The sequence below is a fragment of the Aquabacterium parvum genome (genome assembly GCF_001447195.1).
GTDB classification, from domain to species: Bacteria; Pseudomonadota; Gammaproteobacteria; order Burkholderiales; family Burkholderiaceae_C; genus Aquabacterium; species Aquabacterium parvum.
The window spans coordinates 1-273 of record NZ_LFRI01000298.1 but is presented as its reverse complement, the minus strand read 5'-3'; the positions used below and the strand labels follow the sequence as shown (position 1 = coordinate 273).

1 protein-coding gene is annotated in these 273 nt (G+C 49.5%); it reads left to right on the top strand.

Annotated elements, in window-relative coordinates:
• A partial coding sequence (locus tag ABG80_RS10625) for a PhnD/SsuA/transferrin family substrate-binding protein (protein ID WP_152987573.1) occupies nt 1–273 on the top strand: 273 nt, incomplete at both ends.

Sequence of the window (273 nt, the reverse complement as noted above, 5' to 3'; positions counted from 1 at the left end):
AGCCGCTCGAAATCTATCTGGAAAAAGAGCTGGGAAAGAAAATTGAGCTGGTGGTTACCACTGATTACTCGTCAATGATCGAAGCCATGCGTCACGGCCGTATCGACATGGCATATTTTGGCCCCTTGTCGTATGTGCTGGCTAAGCAAAAGAGCGACATCGAGCCATTCGCAGCGATGAAGCAAAAGGGTAGCACTACCTACCAGTCCGTATTGATCGCCAATACTGGCGCCGGCATCGCCAAAATCAGTGATATCGTCAACAAGAATGTCG